Here is a 17,347-nt window from a genome sequence, read left to right as displayed (position 1 = left end):
AACCAATTATCTTTCGGCTGACATTTTATGACTGTTGAGAGCGATGTGCTGCGATAGGCATCTCCATCAGATCATCCACGTCGACAACACCGCCCATCACAAAGTCCAACGTTCCTGTTTTCGTCATACCTTGTTTCCGATAAAAATGCAGCGCTTGGCGATTTTCTGACCATACACCTAACCAAATATTCGTTTTCTCCAAAGTCCGAGCAATGGTGAGTGCCTCATCAAACATTATTTGTCCTAAATGCTGACCGTGATATGTCTCATATAAATAAAGACGTTGAATTTCAGCGTAATCATCGCCCTTATCAAAGGTTTGTGCTGCACCAACATTCAACTTAAAATAACCCGCAACACGTCCTTCAACTACGAGCAAATAAAACTGTGACTCTGGATGCTCAACTTCTTCCGTCAACGTTGCTTCGCTAAAAGCCGTTTCAAAATAGTGTTGGAAGTGTTGATCTTCCTCATCACTTTCACGATACGCATCTTCAAATGTTTCGATACTTACACGACGTAAAAGATGTACTTGATCTGGCGTTACACGCTCAAAACGATAGTCCATCTCAATCCCTCCTTGACCCTGTCACTTTAGTTATAACCTATTATCCCCATTGTTTGCAACATACTTTCGAACCTTGTTATATTTAAAGTGTATCGTAATTGAACAATGCTTCATCAAATACACATCCAGTCCTGGCACATCACCGATAAATGGTGTACCAACCTTGGATGAGGAGGTCACATTATGCAGTCATACAAAGCATTCGTTGTAACAGAAAATGAAGGAACGTTTACACCCGGATTTCAAACATTGACATCCACTGACTTGCCTGACGGAGACGTCACTGTGCGTATCCATTACTCGAGTATCAACTACAAGGATATGCTCGCAACACAGCCAAACAATAAAATTATCCGTCAATATCCACGCATTCCTGGTATAGACTTAGCTGGTACAGTCATCGACTCACAGCACCCTAACTTTCAAAGTGGTGATAAAGTCATCGCCACTGGTTATGATTTAGGTGTTGCCCATGATGGCGGCTTTAGCGAAATCACGCGTTTACCAGGAAACTGGCTCGTACCACTACCAGAAAATCTAACACTTGAAGAAGCCATGATTATCGGAACAGCTGGTTACACTGCGGCACTATCAGTTGATGCTTTAGAGCAAAATGGACTTTCCCACGACAATGGTCCTGTCCTTGTTCGTGGCGCATCTGGTGGAGTAGGCACAATGGCGGCAATGATGTTACATGCACTTGGCTACAATGTCATCGCTAGTTCTGGTAATACCGATTATGTAGATACACTAAAACAAATCGGCGCAACAGATGTCATACCACGCATAGATGACATAACACCAAAAGCGCTCCATAAAACAGAATGGCAAGGTGTTGTCGACCCAGTCGGTGGTGCATCCATAGAAGAAGTATTGAAACGCATACATCCATCTGGTGCACTTGCCTTAAGTGGGAATGCCAGCGGTGCTACGTTCCAAAGCAGCGTGTTCCCCTTTATTCTACGCGGTGTTCATTTAATTGGTATTGATTCCGTTTATACACCAATGCCATACCGCCAATACATTTGGCAGCGTTTGGCAACAGATTTGAAGCCGCAGCATTTACACACAATTAAGCAAGTCATTCCGTTTGATACTTTGACAGATGCGCTTGATACGATGCGTCAATCCGCACATAACGGGCGATTTGTGATTGATATGCAAGTTGAAAACTAATGTTAAAACCTTAAGGGGAGTGGGACAGGAATCTCATTTATCAAAAAAGATTCTGTTGTCCTACCCCGGCAAGGCTGAGTAGGTGTAAAAAGAGCGTGTTTTCACACCCGCTCAGCCGCTGCTATCTACATAAATACTCAAACTTAAATAAAATACTTCTATTAATGTCCCATCCGCCTTTTTTGTTCACTTAAAATTATTTTTATTGAATAATATCACAATGACATTGATATTCATTATCATTTATAAGATAATAGAGTTATCAATCATATGAGAGGTGTCTGTGAATGAAAGATGTAACAATCATTGGAGGCGGTCCAGCCGGGCTCTTCGCAAGTTTTTACGCTGGTCTAAGAGGCATGTCTGTTCGTTTAATCGACGTCCAACCTATTTTAGGCGGTAAAATGCAACTTTATCCCGAAAAAATTGTCTGGGACATCGGTGGCGTGGCGCCCAAAACAAGCTACGAAATTATCCAAGATATGATTCAACAAGGTATGCACTTTGAACCTGAAGTTTGTCTCAACACAAAAGTTGTCGATATTAAAAAGCATGACGAACAGCACTTTGAAGTTCTTGCTGAAGACGGTACATCATACACTTCACGATCAGTCATCATTGCTATTGGTGGCGGTATTATTAAGCCACAAACATTAAATATTGAAGGTGCCGAACGCTTTGAACTTACGAACCTTCACTATGTTGTACAAAAATATGAGCGTTTCAAAGATAAAAACGTCCTCATTTCAGGAGCCGGCAATGCGGCACTAGATTGGGCACGCGACTTATCAGAGTACGCAAAAAGTGTGACACTCGTGTATCGTAAAAAAGATATTTCTGGGCATGAAGCGATGGAAAAAGTCCTTCATGAATTAGAAGTACACAAAATGCCGAACACAAAAATTGTTCAACTTAAAAATACGGATAATGATCCAAACACAATTGATGAAGTCATCCTTGAACACACTGAAACAGGCGAACAAAACAGCCTTCCAGTAGATGAAGTCATTATTGGTCACGGCTTTGAACGTGATTTAAGCTTGCTGAATGCGGTTGACCTAGATATTGACATGGTAAACGAATACTTTATCGCTGGCCAAGGCAATTCTCATACAACAGTACCTGGCGTCTTTGCATGTGGCGACATTGTCCAACATCCAGCCAAAGTTCATCTCATTGCCAGTGCGATTAGTGATGGTGCACACGCGGCAAATAGTGCGAAACAATATATTGAGCCAGAAGCACCTAAAAACGGCTTTGTTTCCAGTCATAACGATATTTTCAGAGAAGCGAATAAAAAATATTTACCATAGAAAAATAGGCATGAAGTCCTGTGCACGCTTGCACGGCTTCACGCCTATTTTTTATTTTTCTGCATCTCTTGGTTCTTTGATAATAGCTTGTCGTAATAAGAAGAATAACAGGATGAATCCTGCTGTGACAGTCACGTGACCAATCCCAGCAAAACCTGAAAATGATGCGGGTACTTCTTGACCGGAAATTTGCATAAATCCTTTTGCAAACTGCATACTGACAGTGATAAGGACACCGATGTTATAAATAATAAAAAACCAATTGAATAAATAATAGCTACTAATCTTAAAGAGCTTTTCAATAGAGATTAATATTAAAAAGACAAACATCCCTAGTGTCAATAAATGTGTATGCATGACGCTCATTTGCGTCTCGCCTGTAAAGTTATAATGCAATGTCAATTCACGATAAGTAAAACCACTGAACAAGCCTAGCGCTGTATAAAACATAAACGCATACAAAATTCTTTTCATGTGTTACGCACACTCCATATTTGAATTGGGGGTACTTGCATAATCATACGCCCCATTTTCACGTTATTTCATCCTTCATTATCCTTATTTACTAAAGTACTGTCAATGTCAATTACTTGTCAGATTTCGTAAAATTGTTGCGCTTAAATAATGCAACAGCAGAGACAATTAATGCCAAAATCGACACAATCCATAATGCTGTTTGTCCTACTGACGATTGCGATGCTCCCTCAGACTCATGATCATGTGCATGACCTGCCTTCACTTCTGTTACTGGTGCAGGCGTCTCACTATTCTCATCTTCATTCGTCCAACGCACTACTGTACCGTCTTTATATGTCTGTGTCGCTTTCCATTTGAACTTGCCAGTTTCCTCTGGATTTGCAGCAACTATCGGAAAGTCCATATGTTCATTCGGACCTATCCCCCTATCCGTTGCTGTCCATGTAATTTTCTTAATGTTGCCTTTACTATCCTTGTCAAAGGTATGCTTGAATCCTGGCACGGGCTGAACCGTTGATAACGCCACACCTTCTGGCACCTCTAACTCTAGTTTCACCGTTTGGTCATTGCGCTCTACCGGTACGCGTACACTGTATTCTTCATACGAACCTGGCTCGCTCACTTGTGGATTCAATGTCACATGCGCCTCTGCAACACTCGTCGCGCCAACAGATGTCGCAACAACAAATGCTAAACTTGCTAATATTTTATTTAATTTCATCATTCTACCGCCTTTTCTGTTTATAAAGGAATTTCTATTTGACTCATAATGACGCCAGCTAATATAAGAAACAGTCCAATCATCAGTTCAATCAATAATAATGGTTTGCTGATTTTGCGTTGGCGATGCATCGCCCAAAATGATTGAATACCACCTAAAATTAATAAAACCAATGTAAAGAGTAACTTTCCAAACCATAAACCGCTATATGTCGTCTGTTGCGTTAAAATGGCTTGAATCGACGTCGCGTCAATCGTCATCAAAATGCCTGTCAAAACAATCACGATGACTGCGCCTAAGTTAGACTTGAATAAGACGTCCCGCAGTATTAAAACATATGAATGACGTTCACGTGCACGTAAGTAACATATGAGGTATACAAAACTACCTATCCACAAAGCAATAGCAGCTAGATGTAGTGTGCGAATCGTTAACGCATACAACGGCATATCTTGCGCCCAAACGTGCCCTGACATCGCTAAACTGATAAACATAAAAAGTGGCATGATGTGATACCAGATGCGCTCCATATTTTTTAGTGAAAATAAAATGAGCGTCGTTATTAATGCTAAAGTTGATAACACAAATGGAAATGACGTCCAAGTCGATAAGTCTAATTGGAGGATACGTTCAATGACATTTTGAGGCAACGTCATTAAATAGAGCATACCTGTTAACCCTGCTAACATCACTAACATCCAGATAGCACTGCGATGTTTTGGAATGACGTCATAGGTCGGTGCATCCTGTCGTGCCATTAACTGGTTCACCATATAAAGCCCTATTAGTACCAATACGCTTCCTTGCATGAGAAAACGCATAACACCGAGCCACCAAAATGTATCCGCATAAAACGGCTTACTTGTATCAATCTTCGTAGCAGTCGGTTCCCCTATTGAAAATTGATACTGCCCTGATACTTCATGTCCGTCAGGCGACACGGCTTGCCACACAACGGCATATGTTCCCTCATGATGCTGTTTCGTCTGAAAGGTCACCGTATCAGCATACCCCTCTTCCTGTGCTTGTAGCTGTTCCACCTTTTGTCCACGGTCATTATACAGCGCTACATCAGCGTAACGTACATTAACCGGTTCACTAAACTTCAGCGTAATTTCATTAGGTGCTGTCTCTAACACTTCATCTTTTGCAGGCTGTTGACCCTCCAATGAAACATGTGCAGATGCTTCATTGATATGTCCACCTACAACAATTAAACATATAAGCAAAAACGCCCATATCGGGACAATGCGTTTTGCGATACCCATAACTAACCTCCGCATATGTAAAAATCATTCCACTCAAGTGAGAGAATTAACTAGAAATCAATAGCTGACTGGCGTGAAAATACGTCTTTTCGCACCTGTTCAACCTTGCCGAAGTGAGACTACAAAATCATTTTTAAAATATAAGATCCCCATCTCACTTCCTATACGATTCTACCAAAGTCCGCCATAATTACAATGAAAGCGGTTCGAAATCGACTAAAATAGTAGGTTGGGACATTAATACAAACATTCAAATTAAGCCTGAGATTTTATGTATATCGCAGTAGCTGACTGGGTGGGACAACGGAATCTTTTTAGAAAAATGAGATCCTGTCGCACTCCCAACCCAAAAACACCTTCTATAACGGACACAAGTCCGCCATAAAAGGTGTTAGTTGCTCAATACATTAAGTTGTTACTGGTTCTTCGTCATGTGTCACGTCGTCATTCAAACCAACCATCGACTCCGAAATATTACGTGAATTATAGCCAATACGTTCTAACACAGCAATCATATCTACATATAACAGACCGCCATCTGTTGAACATTCGCCACGATTTAAGCGTTTAATATGCCCTTTACGTAATTTATGTTCAATCGTGAACGCCTCTTGACTACGTTGCGCCACTTCATCTTTTTTCGTAGTATCGTACACATCTAACGTTTCCAACGATTTATCGAATGATTCTGTTACAAAGTTGAACAACTTCTCAATACCATGTTGTGCATCGTCTGTAATCACAATTTCTTTACGCGTTTGACGTTCAATCAAATCAATGTACTCCTTAACACGATTCGATACTTTCAAAATATTACGATTGACATCTAGCATTACCGCCAAGCGTTCGGCATCTTTCTTGTTCACATCTTTAGTTGAAATACGTACTAAATAGCTTCTAATGCTGTCATTAATCGTTTCAACCGCTTGATGTTTCTGATCAATTTTCTTTAAAAACTTTTTGTCGAACTGTTCAGCGTCACGCACATCTTCCAACATAGATTGGACGATTTGCCCAACGTTTTGTAATTCTTTTTGCGTTTCTTGTAATGCAACACTCGGTGCATGATATACAAGATCTTGGTTTAAATGTTGTGGTTTATAGTCTTCTGTAACGTCTTTACCTGGTACAATTTTCGTTACAAGCCATGCAAGTGCACCAACAAATGGTAATTGAATGATTGTATTCGTTACGTTAAACGCACCGTGTGCAAAGGCAATTGCCATCTCTGGTTTTAAGTGCCATGTTTCTTGTAACATACCTACTAAATGCACAACTACTGGTAAGAAGATAGCAAAAATAATCACACCAATAACATTGAAAATAACGTGTACAAATGCGGCACGTTTTGCAGCCAGTGAACCGGCTAAACTTGCTAATACAGCTGTAATTGTCGTCCCAATGTTGTCACCTAATAATACAGGAATTGCACCGTGTAATTCGATTAAACCTTGGCCGTAGAATTCTTGTAAAATCCCGATTGTCGCACTTGAACTTTGTACTACTGCTGTTAAGCCAACACCGGCTAAGATACCATAAATTGGATTAGACGACATATCTAACATTAATTGTCTAAAACTGTCCAATTCAGCGAGTGGTTTCACGGCACCACCCATAAATTCTAAACCGAAGAACAGCGAACCAAATCCAAATAAAATACGACCGATATTATTAATTTTAGACTTTTTGAAGAAGAAGATTAAAAATGCACCAATGGCTAAAATCGGCATCGCATATTCACCTAAATCAATACCGATGATGAACGCTGTCACTGTTGTCCCGATGTTTGCGCCCATAATAACACCGATTGCTTGTTTCAATGTCATGAATCCTGCTGTAACAAGGCCAATTGTAATAACCGTTGTTCCCGAACTACTTTGAATGAGAATCGTTACAATCATCCCGGCTAATACACCGAGAAATGGGTTTGATGTAAACTTGTTTAAAATGTCACGCAGACGTTCACCAGCTGATGCTTGTAATCCGTCCCCCATGACTTTCAATCCGTATAGGAAAATACCAAGTCCACCTAAGAACGAGAAGATGACTTGTGTAATCGACATTTCCATGACTTCACCTCTAACAATTATTTGTATGATTTATTCTGTATTTCACTCACTCCAAAGTATGACGGATAATTGTAAATTTAATGTTAAGATGATGTGAAGTTTACCTTAATTTCGTTTTTATTCATTTTTTATACGAATCTATTATCCCCCTCGGATGAAAATAGTACAGGAATCTCACTTATCTAAAAAGATTCCGTTATCCCAGCCCCTAAAAAATGACGTTGTTTCAGAAAAACGGGTATGATATAACTATAAAATATGAACTCTATGAACTAAAGGAGCCGTCACATGATTACTGCATATAAAAATAATGACGCACTTCATGTCGAAACAACTGATAACTGGGAAGATGCACAATGGTTAAACGTTGTGAAGCCGACACAAGAAGAGATACAAACTTTGATACAGACATATGGTTTTCCAAAAGACTTTTTAGAAGATGCACTTGATAGCGAAGAAAGTTCACGTATTGAATATGATGACGATAGTGGTTATTCGTTGATTATTAGTGACTTACCCATTACAAAATCTGGTAAATACAAACTCAAAAGCTTCACAACCTTACCACTTGGGATTATACTCGGCAAAAACATAATCGTAACGGTATGTGCCAAGCCTTTCCCTTACTTAGAACACTTAACGACTAAGCCTGTGAATCTCAATTATAAAAGTCAATTTGCGCTAAAGCTTATGTACGATATGGCTGCACAATACAATAGAAGTTTGCGTTTATTAAATAAAGAACGTCGCCAAGTTGAACATAACTTGCAACAACGCGTGACAAATACACACCTTTATTTATTAAGTGAAATTGAAAAAAGTTTAGTCTATTTCTTAGCATCACTTAAAACGAATTCATCTACCATTCGTCATTTATTCCGCTTGCCTGCTATTAAGCGTTTTGATGAAGATGAAGAGTTGCTGGAAGATTTACAGAACGAACATCAACAAGCTGTAGAGACGACAGAATTATATTTGCGTATCATTGAAAGTATGTCTAATTCATACGCTTCTTTACTATCAAACCAGCTGAACACGACAATGAAAACATTGACGATCTTCACTGTATTGCTGACTTTACCAACACTTGTCTTCAGCTTTTTCGGTATGAACGTACCACTGCCAATTGATACGAACAGTGCTTTGTCATGGGTCATTATTATTGTAATTTCCTTTGCGCTTGTTGTTGTGATGTTTACCGTCTTATGGCGTAGTAACAAGTTATGACCGCATAAACTTAAAAAAGTGAGCCGTGCTTCTCAACATGGAAGACGACTCACTTTTTATATTTATAATTCTTCAGCGTTGCGATATTTTTTACGTTTTGATAATACGAATGTCACAACGATACTTGTTACGAATGCGATACACATACCGATAATGTAATGTGTCAAAGAACCAGCTGCGATAGAGATAACACCAGGAATACCTGCTGCACCTAATGCTGTAGCTTTTACTTTGAAGAATGATACATACGCTGCACCAAGACCTGAACCGATCATTGCACCGATAAATGGGTAACGTAACTTCAAGTTAACCCCGAACATTGCTGGCTCAGTAATACCTAATACGGCAGATACACCCGCTGCAGACGCGACACCTTTAAGTTTTTTGTTTTGTTTAATTAACATAAATGCTGCAAGTGCTGCCCCACCTTGAGCCATGTTAGACATTGCTGCGATAGGGAAGATGAATGAACCACCTGTTGATGCTTGTTCCGCAATTAAAGATGTTTCAATAGCGATAAAGCTGTGGTGCATACCTGTAATAACGATTGGTGCATAGAAGAGTCCAAAGATGAGACCACCGATTGCGCCACCCGCTTCGTATAAGAATGTTAAACCATCTGTTAACCAGTAACCCATTGTACGTGTTAATGGTCCTACGAATAAGAATGTTAAGAATGATGTAATAAAGATTGCAAATAATGGTGTTAATAAGTTATCCAATACTGTTGGAATAATGCGACGTAAGCCACGTTCTAACATTGCCAAAATATATGATGACACTAAAATTGGTAATACTTGTCCTTGGTAACCTACTTGGGCAATTGACAGACCTAAAAACTCCCATTTAGGAATCGGATCGCCATTTGCAAGTGCTTCAGGATATGCATAGCCGTTCATAAGGTCTGGATGCACCATGATCGCACCCAATGCTGCACCTAAGAATGCATTACCGCCAAAGCGTTTCGCTGCACTAAAACCGATTAAAATTGGTAATAACGCAAATGGCGCACTGGCAAAAATGTTAATCATATTGGCAAACTGTGCGAAGTGTGGGTACATATCTACTAAAGATTGTCCCTTAGCAAAAATGTCTTTTGCCGTGAAAATGTTGTTAAGTCCCATTAATAAACCGCCAGCTACGATTGCTGGAATAATAGGTACAAAGATATCCGATAACATCTTCACAAAGCGTTGTAATGGATTACCTTTTTTCTTCACTTTCTTTTCAGTCTTCTCTTCTTGTGATTCTGATTGTGACACACCGCCAATTAGCTGGTCGATTTGTGCGTACACTTGGTTGACCGTACCTGAACCGATAATAATTTGATACTGATCTGCTGTTGAGAAAGTTCCCTTTACAACATCCAAGTCGTTTAAAGCTTTCTCATCTACAATACTTTCATCTTTTAAAGATAATCTTAAACGCGTGGCACAATGCCCCATCTCATCAATATTTTCTTTACCACCAATAGCATCCAAGATTACTTTTGATTCTTTTTCAAACGCCATACAATCCCTCCTCAAATATCATGCTGCTCTATATACCAACAGTTAATTAACGCCTTTGTTACGCAAATGGAACCGGTACCAAAAACTTCTTGCTTATATTTTACTCACTTTACATCGCATAATCAATCCTTATTTTTTAAATTTCTAAAAATTTTTTATATAACTTCATTTGAACGTCACTAAAAAAACATATTCTTGTTTGACTATACGAACATATGTGCTATATTATTAACACACTTATTCTATATGCCCTCCAATTTTCTAGGACCGAAACATTAATACAAGGTAAAATGGCATTAGCCGACCATTGCGACACTTCTACAAGTTTTTCACGCTTACTCAATCTTCCCGAGGCTGGACAAAGTAATCTTTTTAGAGCACTGAGATACCTATCCCACTAGCTCTCGATTGGCATTCACAAACTTTTTAATGTCACACACCTCACTTCATTCAACATATCTCTATATTTTAGTTTTATATGTCATATTTTTACCTTGTCGTTATTTCTCTCGCACTATTTTTTACTCTTTTACATCATTTCTTAACCTACTTGCAATTTTTTTAGTTCTTTTAATCTCACAAGCATGTCAAAATTTTTCAATTTAAGACAGAAATACACAATTGTCTTTAACGCATTGTTACGACTATTTCGTCAACTATATAATTAATCATATTTATTACGTATTTTGAGAATGGAAGAGGTTAGTTATGCGAGGAATTACAATTGAATTGTCGACACAGTGTCAGTCCGAAACGTATCGCGTTCTTGACGAGATACAATTACTAGTGTCATTAGATGGCATTCTTGATATACAACACAACGGCAGAAGTCGTCATTGCTACAACCATATCGCTATTATTAACAACCTAGATATCATCAAAATTACGCATGCACAATCATTGATTAAAGTATGTATTCCAATGCATTTTTTCTCAAAATATCACACGACTTATAATACTGGTTATTTTAACCAAGACCGCTTCATTTCGCATACAAAGGTCACATCATTATTAAAACGTATCATTAAAGACAACAAAGATAAGCAATGCCAGACACTTATGTTCGATATATTGAAGATACTATTTGAAGAGGCATATGTTCCGATAGAAGGGTTTTACTTACCTGAAGTATGTGTGAATAACAAGTTACTCAATAACATTCTGCAATATATTTATGATCATCTTGATACAAAGATTTCACTCAAAGTTTTAAGCGATTATTTCTATGTTTCACAATCGTATATTTCCATATTGTTTAGTAAATACTTAGACTTTAGCTTTAAAATATTCTTCATCACATTAAAGCTCGGTTATTCATTGCAATCACTCTTAACAACGAATGATACAATCCAGAGCGTTGCAATACAACATGGTTTTTCAAACTACAGTAATTACTCCAAAATATTTAAATCCTATATCGGTGTCAGTCCAGCAGATTATCGCACACAAGCAGAGAATACAGATGATATGTTATACGTATTGCCTTTTGACTCAGACCATTTCACCGATTATCTCGTGCCAGACAGTATGTCGATGTCATCGATGAACATTACGATTGATTTGAATGATTTGAAACAACCGAGCTATACGCATGAACGGCAGCTTTTTCTTGAAGTTTCAAATATGCACGTTTATGATGCTGTACAACAAATGACGACACGCATTAGCGACCTCTCAGACACGCCTAACTTAACACTATACTTTCAAGATTTAGGTACTAAAGATATGCGATTTGCGCAAACAGCTGAACTCGATCGTTTCTGCAAACTTATCAAAAAGGCACAGCTATCATATGCTTTTTGTTTTCATCATATTAAACAATTTGAAGCGTTTGATAAGTTGTTCTTGCAGCCTATTTTGCGCGCCATGACTATCAACCCTTATATACTGACACCTGAAGATTTACAGTTCTCTGTTGTCCTAATGTCGCAGCATCTATCTGTACATGAAATGAAATATATTCAACAGCGTATGGTTAAATATCTGCCACATAGCCAAGTGGCACTCTGTGTGGAAGACCCATTCACGAAAAAGCATCAAAAGGCTATTCTCAGTATGCACAACCAAGGGGTTCATTTCGACTTTTACTGTATGGCTTTTGAGTCACTTATAAAGTCGTCTGAAACGTATACAACAATGGCTGATATTGCACATGTCCTTAGTCACTTCAAAGCATCGATAAATGCGAGTGACACACCGATTGTTTTGACGCAGTTAGGTGAATCGACAATGGCGCAGTTAGGTTATACATCAACACCGGCATATCCAAGTATGTTCTTGACGTTATTATTACAACTGCCGAGTGATGTTTCGGGTATCGGTCTTGCACTGGCATCTACACCCAAACAGTCGATTGCTTATTATAATCAATACGGACATCAGTTGCCCTATGGCTACATCAACCAGTTGTACCATCATTTTGCAGGTCAGCTGAATAGCCAAACAGAAAACTATCTGCTACATGACACAGATGACGCCTACCTATTATTGTTGTCGGAGCCTTGTTATACTGCTAACAATATGGAGACCTATGTACCACAAACGTATAACTATCAAATTTTGAGTGCCTATACGCTCTCAACTCAACTTGTTGTCACTTACACGTATGATGATATGCGCTCAAATGTCACGAACGGCATTGCACGTGATATGGAATTGTATTACTTACCGTACAAAGATGTTGAACTGATTCATCAAACTTTCCAATTACAACCGCATATTACCGTTCACAACTTTTTCAACAAAATTTTACACATCACGTTGCCGCCTCATCAGATCAAGTTGATTAAAATATACAAGCATAAAGCAACAAAGAAAGTGCATATGTTATAAAAGTGTGGATTGCCCGCTCGCAATCCACACTTTTTTATTCGATATATTCATTTTTCGTCGCATACCAACCGAATAGTAAGACCATCGCATTCATCATTAACATAATGACGATAACGATAGACCACGTATGAGACATATCATAAACAATGCCGATTAGAAACGGCCCGATAGCTGCTACCCAATAACCGACAGATTGACCAAATCCAGAGAGTGCCATGCTGACACGTGTTGTTTTTGCACGGATAGAAAATAACGTCATGCAGACACTAAAACACGCACCGATACCCATGCCGGTAAAAATCATCGCCAAGATTAATAGCCAATAATTGTCTGTGAAGAGTAAACCAAATCCTACACCCATCAATGTGACAATAATATATACGAGTACACGTTGACTTTGCATTCTCGCTGCAATAATTGGAAATGTAAATGTCATCGGCAACTGTGCGAATTGATTCAGCATTAAGAAGTACCCTGCCGATTCAGGGGCAATCCCTTTACTGATTAATATGGATGGATACCATGCAACAATACTGTAAAACATCATCGACTGGAACGCCATCATCAGCGCAACCGCCCATGCCATTTTTGAACGATATATTTTCACTGGTTTCTGATTTGCGTTCGCCTCTGTATCGAGTGACTCCATACTGTCATCTGTTTTTTTGAGTTGTGGCAGCCAGATAACAATCGCACACACGGCAATCAATACCCAAAATACAAGCGATAAGCGATATGATAACGGTGATAATGTAGAAAGTGGATAGCTTAAACCACCACCGAGTCCTGCGGTAAAGTTCATCGTGGCACTGTAAATACCCGTGATTAAGCCAATTTGTAACGGAAAGCGCCACTTCGCATAGGCAGGTAATGTGACGTTGCCAAATGCGATTGCAATACCTAAGACAACCGTTCCAATAAAGAATGTTGTTACACCTCCACTCACACGTAACACGAGGCCAACAATCGTCAACAGCACTGCATAGAACAAGACGTGTGGCATCGCATAACGTTCTAATACTTTAGAAGCGAGTGGGGAAAAAATCCCAAAGATAATCAATGGAATCGTGGTGATTAAACCAGCGACACCATTATTAATATGTAAGTCCGCTTTAATATCATTGATAACGGGGCCGACAGCTGTCAAAGGTGCCCGTAGTGTTCCAGCAATTAAGACGATACCGATTACTAACAGCCATTGGTCTTGCACACGTCTTCCGTACAATTGGTTGGTCATTCGCAAATCCTCCAGTCATTATTTGTCTTTATCTTATCATAACTCATGATGACTTTTGTGCATGAATTGTACACAATGTATCTGGAAGTAGATGATTCTCTTCTTTGATTGTTCCGGTTCCATGCACTTCCGAAACATTCCTGCCACATACACTTTGCCCTTTAAGTACTATCTGCCAAAATGAGCCGTCACAATTTTGTCACGTAATATGTTCGGTTATTACTTTCTGTATCCGTTTTCTTCGTATACAATAAAGCTATCTTTACATAAAGGAGTCTATACCAGATGAAACAAAAACAAACACTTGGTATTGTTATGATTGTTGCAATGCTTGTTGTAACAGCCGGCATTATTATCGCCATTATGATGTCTAGCCAAAAAGAAACATACTATGGCTACATGATGGATGATACAACTGCAGAAAAGATCGTCAACGCTTCAACAAATGAAGTGGAAGAACATGTCACATTGACGCCAGACGATCAGTTCAAACCACATAAAGGCGATTTCGTGAAACTAACTGCGAAAAAAGATGGTGAGCACGAATTCGTGAAACAAGAAGTTGTGAGTCACGATGATATTCCGCATGGTCTTATGATGAAAATTCATGACATGCACATGGATCATTCACATCACTAAACATAATGAATTAACACTGTAAGGAGTGGGACAGCAATCTCATTTAAACAGATGCCATTGTCCTACCCCAGCAAGGCTGAGTAGGCATGAAAACACATTACAAAAGTGGATTTCCATGCCTGCTCAGATATTGCTATCTACATAAATCCTCAAACTCAAATTGAACGTTTTATTAATGCCCCTTTTTCTATTTCTTCACAACAGAAAGTACGATAACCATTAAGATAATTAGTACAATTCCTAGCAGCTGCCACACACCAAACGACACGTTCAACCATACGACTGATGTTAATAAGGCTGTGAGTGGCTCAATCGTTCCTAATAAGCCCGCTTCATGTGGAAACAAATAATGCAAACTATCAATATAAAACCAGAAAGCTAGCATCGTTCCGAAGATAATCGCAAACCAAAAGAGTAGATGTGTCTGCATCGACCAATCTGACAATGCGACTTGCCAAGGTGGATGCACAAAACTCAACGCGATACCACCAATCAACATCCCCCAACCTACAACATTCAATGAACCCCAACGCGCGAGTAAACGTACTGGATAAACGGTATAAAAGGCCAATGCAACTGCCGATAACAATCCCCAAATTATCGCACGTTTTGGCACTTGAAGATTTTCAAAGTGTCCGTTCGTTAATAATAAATAAGTACCAGATAATGCGAGCACGATAGCCAGTGCCTCTTTCACACCGAACTTCGTTACTTTTGTCAGCACTAAGTAAAAGATAATAAAAATAGGTCCTAAATATTGGAGTAATGTTGCAACTGCCGCATTCCCATAATTAATGGCTGACATAAACGTATATTGGACGGCCAGCATACCGAAAATACCATAAATAATCATTTGTGTTGCTGCACGTTTATCCCACCAAACAACAAACACCTTTACGCCTTGTGTCATAAAGGCAATCACGATTAACAACAAACCTGAAATGACGAGTCTGACAGCTACGAACCACGATACATCAAGATTCTCATGTTGAAATAGCCATTGCGAGACCGTGCCACCAATTCCCCAAAAAGTAGCTCCGATAATCACGAGCACATAACCTAACCAGCGTTTTTGATGTTGTTGTGTCATATGTCTCCCCCTATTCAACGCTATTTTTACCAATCTAACACGTTTCTTCTATACGACACAATCCCTATTTTCTTCTATATAAATAAAAAAACCTCGCTATGCACTTCGCGTAACACAACAAGGTTGATTTTCATGCTTTACCAAATAATCTCTTCTACGACATCATCCGTTAAGGCTTTAACGACTTCAGCTACAAGTTTGACTGCTTGTTGATAGTCTGATTGACTCATGACTGAAACGTTTGAGTGCATATAACGAAGTGGCACGGATAATGCGACAGATGGGACGCCGTCTAGTGATTTATGGATATTTCCGGCATCTGTGCCTCCGCCTGGTAATGAATCCCATTGCAGTTGAATGCCATGTGCTTTGGCAACTTTTTTAATATGACGAATTAAGCCAACGTGACCGATGTTACTTGCGTCCATGTTCAATACTAATGGTCCTTCGCCTAACTTCACGTCACCGTCAGTCATACCTGGTGTGTCATATGCAACACCCACATCCACCGCAATCGCTAAGTCTGGTTTAATTTTATGTGTAGCAACTTGTGCACCACGCAAACCAACTTCTTCTTGAACATTGGCACCTGCCACTAAGTTGACATCTAATGCTTCGTCTTTTAATGCAGCCATAACATCTACTGCAAGTGCACAGCCAAAACGATTATCGAATGCTTTCGCTGTCATATAGTCATCATTTAAAAGTGTTTCAAATTCAGAGTATGGCGTAATCATATTACCAATTTCAATGCCGGCTGCTTCTACTTCTGCTTTGTCACGTGCACCTACATCGATAAACATTTTCTTAATATCGACTGGCTTATTACGCTCATCCGCTTCTAGCACGTGTGGTGGTTTTGAACCGATGATACCACGAATTTTTTTGCCTTCATCTGTTGTAATCGTTACTTTTTGTGAAAGCATCACTTGGTTCCACCAGCCACCAATTGGCGTAAACTGAATAAAACCATTATCATCAATCTTCGTTACCATAAAGCCGATTTCATCTAAATGACCAGCAATCATAATCGTGCGTTGTCCTTTTTGAGAAGCCTTCTTGCCAAAGACACCGCCTAGATTGTCATAAATCATTTCATCACTATTTGGCTCGAGTAGCGCAACCATTGCCTTTTTGACATCATACTCATGCCCAGCAATGCCATCCAAATCTGTTAAGTGTTTTAATAATTTTTTTGTTTCTGTCATCATTCATACAC

14 protein-coding genes are annotated in these 17,347 nt (G+C 39.2%); 5 read left to right on the top strand and 9 right to left on the bottom strand.

Going from position 1 to position 17,347, the window contains the following annotated elements; translation table 11 throughout:
* Positions 1–25 precede the first annotated feature (25 nt).
* On the bottom strand, positions 26–568 hold the full coding sequence (locus CD122_RS02895; RefSeq protein ID WP_103357500.1) for a GNAT family N-acetyltransferase: 543 nt from the start codon (positions 566–568) through the stop codon (positions 26–28).
* Between the two features lie 180 nt (positions 569–748).
* On the opposite strand from CD122_RS02895, the gene CD122_RS02890 reads away from it, so the two are divergent.
* Positions 749–1,744: an oxidoreductase gene (locus tag CD122_RS02890; RefSeq protein WP_103357499.1), complete on the top strand. Its 996-nt coding sequence runs from the start codon at positions 749–751 to the stop codon at positions 1,742–1,744.
* A gap of 287 nt (positions 1,745–2,031) precedes the next feature.
* A complete protein-coding gene (locus CD122_RS02885; RefSeq protein WP_103357498.1) occupies positions 2,032–3,057 on the top strand; it encodes an NAD(P)/FAD-dependent oxidoreductase in 1,026 nt (341 codons plus the stop codon).
* A gap of 51 nt (positions 3,058–3,108) precedes the next feature.
* Here CD122_RS02885 and CD122_RS02880 read toward each other — a convergent pair whose 3' ends face one another.
* From CD122_RS02880 to CD122_RS02865, 4 genes are all read right to left on the bottom strand, one after another.
* Entirely contained in the window at positions 3,109–3,531 is a 423-nt protein-coding gene (locus CD122_RS02880; RefSeq protein WP_103357497.1) for a DUF2871 domain-containing protein, read from the bottom strand.
* 112 nt (positions 3,532–3,643) lie between these two features.
* Positions 3,644–4,255: a YcnI family copper-binding membrane protein gene (locus CD122_RS02875; protein ID WP_103357496.1), complete on the bottom strand. Its 612-nt coding sequence runs from the start codon at positions 4,253–4,255 to the stop codon at positions 3,644–3,646.
* Between the two features lie 20 nt (positions 4,256–4,275).
* Positions 4,276–5,523: a copper resistance CopC/CopD family protein gene (locus CD122_RS02870; RefSeq protein WP_103357495.1), complete on the bottom strand. Its 1,248-nt coding sequence runs from the start codon at positions 5,521–5,523 to the stop codon at positions 4,276–4,278.
* Between the two features lie 407 nt (positions 5,524–5,930).
* On the bottom strand, positions 5,931–7,586 hold the full coding sequence (locus CD122_RS02865) for a Na/Pi cotransporter family protein (RefSeq protein WP_103357607.1): 1,656 nt from the start codon (positions 7,584–7,586) through the stop codon (positions 5,931–5,933).
* A gap of 294 nt (positions 7,587–7,880) precedes the next feature.
* Here CD122_RS02865 and CD122_RS02860 point away from each other — a divergent pair, with 294 nt between their 5' ends.
* The gene (locus tag CD122_RS02860) at positions 7,881–8,819 is read left to right on the top strand and encodes a magnesium transporter CorA family protein (RefSeq protein WP_103357494.1); all 939 of its coding nucleotides are present in this window, start codon (positions 7,881–7,883) and stop codon (positions 8,817–8,819) included.
* A gap of 62 nt (positions 8,820–8,881) precedes the next feature.
* Here CD122_RS02860 and CD122_RS02855 read toward each other — a convergent pair whose 3' ends face one another.
* Positions 8,882–10,330, bottom strand: coding sequence for a sucrose-specific PTS transporter subunit IIBC (locus tag CD122_RS02855; RefSeq protein WP_103357493.1), 1,449 nt, complete (start codon positions 10,328–10,330; stop codon positions 8,882–8,884).
* Between the two features lie 708 nt (positions 10,331–11,038).
* Here CD122_RS02855 and CD122_RS02850 point away from each other — a divergent pair.
* On the top strand, positions 11,039–13,162 hold the full coding sequence (locus CD122_RS02850) for a helix-turn-helix transcriptional regulator (RefSeq protein ID WP_103357492.1): 2,124 nt from the start codon (positions 11,039–11,041) through the stop codon (positions 13,160–13,162).
* A 34-nt stretch (positions 13,163–13,196) separates the two neighbouring features.
* Here the strand turns inward: CD122_RS02850 and CD122_RS02845 are convergent, their stop codons facing one another.
* The gene (locus CD122_RS02845) at positions 13,197–14,399 is read right to left on the bottom strand and encodes a CynX/NimT family MFS transporter (protein ID WP_103357491.1); all 1,203 of its coding nucleotides are present in this window, start codon (positions 14,397–14,399) and stop codon (positions 13,197–13,199) included.
* A 285-nt stretch (positions 14,400–14,684) separates the two neighbouring features.
* On the opposite strand from CD122_RS02845, the gene CD122_RS02840 reads away from it, so the two are divergent.
* Positions 14,685–15,038 carry a DUF4889 domain-containing protein gene (locus tag CD122_RS02840; RefSeq protein WP_103357490.1) on the top strand — a complete coding sequence of 118 codons (354 nt, stop codon included), beginning with the start codon at positions 14,685–14,687 and terminating at the stop codon, positions 15,036–15,038.
* Positions 15,039–15,225: 187 nt separating this feature from the next.
* Here the strand turns inward: CD122_RS02840 and CD122_RS02835 are convergent, their stop codons facing one another.
* Positions 15,226–16,128 carry an EamA family transporter gene (locus CD122_RS02835; RefSeq protein ID WP_103357489.1) on the bottom strand — a complete coding sequence of 301 codons (903 nt, stop codon included), beginning with the start codon at positions 16,126–16,128 and terminating at the stop codon, positions 15,226–15,228.
* Between the two features lie 137 nt (positions 16,129–16,265).
* Positions 16,266–17,336, bottom strand: a complete 1,071-nt coding sequence (locus tag CD122_RS02830; protein ID WP_103357606.1) for a M42 family metallopeptidase — start codon at positions 17,334–17,336, stop codon at positions 16,266–16,268.
* Positions 17,337–17,347: the final 11 nt, after the last annotated feature.

The sequence above is a fragment of the Staphylococcus rostri genome, assembly GCF_002902145.1.
Lineage (GTDB): Bacteria > Bacillota > Bacilli > Staphylococcales > Staphylococcaceae > Staphylococcus > Staphylococcus rostri.
The sequence above is the reverse complement of the archived record's forward strand: the minus strand, read 5'-3'. Positions and strand labels throughout refer to the sequence as shown.